At 61.2% G+C, this 3517-nt stretch carries 2 protein-coding genes and 2 pseudogenes; 2 read left to right on the top strand and 2 right to left on the bottom strand.

Annotated elements, in window-relative coordinates:
* Positions 1-490, bottom strand: a pseudogene (locus L286_RS27275) (IS6-like element IS6100 family transposase); the annotation flags it as partial.
* A 60-nt stretch (positions 491-550) separates the two neighbouring features.
* Between L286_RS27275 and L286_RS27270 the strand changes: the two are divergent.
* Positions 551-1018, top strand: a pseudogene (locus L286_RS27270) (recombinase family protein); the annotation flags it as partial.
* Between the two features lie 5 nt (positions 1019-1023).
* On the top strand, positions 1024-2136 hold the full coding sequence (locus L286_RS27265; protein WP_160167732.1) for a hypothetical protein: 1113 nt from the start codon (positions 1024-1026) through the stop codon (positions 2134-2136).
* 273 nt (positions 2137-2409) lie between these two features.
* On the opposite strand, the gene L286_RS27260 is transcribed toward L286_RS27265, so the two are convergent.
* Positions 2410-3444 (bottom strand): IS110 family transposase, encoded by a 1035-nt coding sequence (locus tag L286_RS27260; RefSeq protein WP_010338606.1) that lies wholly within the window; start codon positions 3442-3444, stop codon positions 2410-2412.
* Positions 3445-3517 lie beyond the last annotated feature (73 nt).

The following is a 3517-nucleotide window of genomic DNA, read 5'->3' as shown; positions in this document are numbered from 1 at the left end:
CCTGCCGGTGGGCCGTCTCCCGGTCCAGCTTTCCTTCGCGCTTCAATTCGGTGATCGCTGCACCATAGCTCGGCGCTTTGTCGGTATTGAGCGTGGCAGGCTTTTCCCAGTGCTTCAGGCCTCGCAGGGCCTTGCCCAGGAACCGCTTCGCTGCCTTGGCGCTGCGGGTCGGCGACAGGTAGAAATCGATCGTGTCGCCCCGCTTGTCGACTGCCCGGTACAGGTAGGTCCACTTGCCCCGCACCTTGACGTAGGTTTCATCCAGGCGCCAGCTCGGATCAAAGCCACGCCGCCAGAACCAGCGCAGCCGCTTCTCCATCTCCGGGGCGTAGCACTGGACCCAGCGATAGATCGTCGTATGGTCGACCGAAATGCCGCGTTCCGCCAGCATTTCCTCAAGGTCGCGATAGCTGATCGGATAGCGACAATACCAGCGCACCGCCCACAGGATCACATCACCCTGGAAATGGCGCCACTTGAAATCCGTCATCGTTCCGTCCGTCCAATCTCCGCCAAGCATGCTCAAGCTTCACGATTTTTGCAACAGAGCCGCCGTGATGACACGCTGGTCATATGGAAGCTCGACCGCCTCGGTCGCGACCTGCGCCACCTCGTTAACACAGTCGGCGACCTGACCAAGCGTGGCATCGGCCTCAAGGTGCTGGCCGGCGAAGGCGCGTCGATCGACACCACCACCGCCAACGGTCGGTTGATCTTTGCGATTTTTGCCGGCCTCGCCGAGTTTGAGCGCGAGTTGATCGTCGAGCGCACCCGCGCCGGTCTGGAATCGGCACGTGCGCGCGGCCGACATGGCGGTCGCCCGTTCAAGATGACGCCCGCCAAACTGCGGCTTGCCCAGGCGGCTATGGGCAAACCCGAAACCAAGGTCGCCGAGCTGTGCGCCGAGCTGGGCATCACGCGTCAGACGCTCTACCGGCATGTTACGCCGAACGGAGAGATCAGGACGGACGGACAGAAGCTTCTCGCTCGAAAAGCGCGCCCATCGATCAAGGCATGACGAATTTGAACAATCTCACGTTCGTATTCATCGGAGGGGAGCATCAGGTCCTGCATCTCGCGCCGGTCGCCGCAGAACTTAGCCTGAGCCATCCGGATATCACGGTCCGCTGCATCTGCGCCGACGACCGCACCGCCGCCGCCTTGCGCGCAGTGGCTGCGGCGATGAGAGCCAGCACGATGACCGTGACGCAGATCGCCTGGCCTTGGGCGGGCAGGATTGCAGCGCGCATAACGGGCAGCCGCTCGGCGGCGAAGGGGCCCCTGCTGGCGCGGATCCGATGGCAGGCCCGCAAGACCCAGGCCATCATCGTTCCCGAGCGCACCTCTGCGGCGTTGCGATGGCTCGGATGGAAGCGTCCGCTGGTACATTTCCGCCACGGCGCTGGCGACCGTGCACCATCCTCCGAAGCCAAGCAGAGAGCCTTCGATGCCATCTTCGTTCCCGGACAGAAAGACATCGAGCGTGCCGTCGCGCAAGGCCTCAGCCGTAAGCGGCTTTCGGCCGTGGGCTATATAAAGATCGACTATTTGCAGGCCTTGCCCACCGGACCGCGATTGTTCGACAACGATCGCCCGACCGTCTTCTACAACCCTCATTTTGATCCTGCGCTGTCCTCGATCGGGATCGCTCGCGATGTCATCGCCCGTTTCCGCCAACAGGAGCGGTACAACTTGGTCTTCGCCCCTCATGTCCGCGCGTTCGAAAACCTCGATCCGATCGCGCGAGCGCGGTGGCTGGAACTTGCCGTGCCAGAGCACATCGCGGTCGATCTGGATTCTCCCAAGCTGTTCGACATGAGCTATGCGCGGGCCGCCGACATCTATCTGGGCGACATGTCGAGCCAGCTTTACGAATTCCTCGCTAAGCCGCGGCCCGTCGCTTTCGTGAATGCGCATGGCGCTAACTGGCAGGACGATCCAAGGTACGCTGGTTGGCATCTGGGAGAGGTCGCATCAGGTGCTGACGATGTGCTTGCTGCAGTAGATCGAGCCTTCGAACGGCATCCCGACATGATCCAAAGACAGGCGAAAGCGACAGCGTTCGCGTTCGGCCGCTACGATGGCGCAATCAAACGGGCCTCATACCAACTGCTCCACACCCTGCAATCGCTCTGATCCCTTAGCGTACGCGTGTGGATGGCTCCCGCGTTGCGGTGCGATTTTCTGACGTTCTGACATGCCATATCGAGTGCAGTCGCGTGTCCGGCCTTTATGTGCAGCCTTTATACGGCTGCTGGCCTTGAAGGATTCCGCCAGCCCTGGCCTCCTCATCGTTTACGCGGACTCGAAGTCCTGTACGCTAAGCAGGTTTGCCGAAGCTCGGTGGATCGAATGGCTTGCCTTCAGTCGGTCTTCACACCTCAACCTTGTTTTGCCATCGCCTGCCAATCAGGCTGCGATCGCCAATTCCTTTCTTTCATACTCGACGCCGCGCGTCATCACCACCCATGCAATACGCGCCATCTTGTTGGCCAGAGCAACGGCCACGACCTTGGGCGGACGGCGATCAAGCAAGGCTTTGGCCCATTCAAAGCCTTTGACGCTGCCCGCCCGGACATGCCGCAGCACTGAAGTCGCACCGACGACCAGCAATTGTCGCAGGTAGCGATTGCCGCCCTTGGTAATCTTGCCCAGGCGGGTCTTGCCACCTGACGAGTTTTGCCGGGGCACGAGTCCAAGCCAGGCGGCGAAATGGCGGGCCGACCTGAAGCTCTGCGCGTTGGTCACCATCGACGCGAGCGCCGAGGCGGTGATCACACCAACGCCGGGGATGGTTTCAAGGATGTTGCTGACGTCGTTGCGATAATGCCAGCGGGTCAACTGCTTATCGATCCCGGTGAGCTTGTCCTGCAGTTCTTGAATGTGGCGCGCTAAGACGCCGAGTGTCTCGCGCGCCAGTTCCGGAAGATCGAGTTCGTCCCCTTTCGCAAGCCGATCGACCATGCGCACCACCTGCGCCACGCCGGTACCCGTCACAAGACCGAATTCGGCCAGATGGCTGCGCACGGCATTGAACATCATCGTCCGCTGCTTGATCAGCAGTGCCCGCGTTTTGTGCAGCACGCCGCCAGCCTGCTGGTCAACTGACTTGATTTCGACGAACCGCATTGTCGGCCGCGTCACCGCCTCGCAAATCGCTTCGGCATCGGCGGCATCGTTCTTCTGCCGCTTGACGTAAGGTTTCACGTAGATCGGCGGGATGAGTTTTACGTCGTGGCCCAGGTTCTGGAGCTGCCGACCCCAGTGATGCGCCGTTCCGCAGGCTTCGATCCCGATCAGAACCGGAGGCAATGCCGCGAAAAACTTCAACATCTGTCCGCGCTTCAATTGCCGGGTCACAACCACCTGACCCGCAGCGTCTACACCATGGACCTGGAACACCGACTTCGCGATATCCAGCCCAATCGTGACAATCTCACTCATCGTCCGTCTCCTCGCTCTTCAGCCGAGGCAGTCTGCCTCAGCCGGTGAGCGGGAGCCATCCACTCCATCGTTT

The organism is Sphingobium sp. HDIP04, from assembly GCF_000445085.1.
In the GTDB taxonomy this organism is placed as follows: domain Bacteria; phylum Pseudomonadota; class Alphaproteobacteria; order Sphingomonadales; family Sphingomonadaceae; genus Sphingobium; species Sphingobium indicum.
This window is presented reverse-complemented; position numbering and strand designations above follow the sequence as displayed.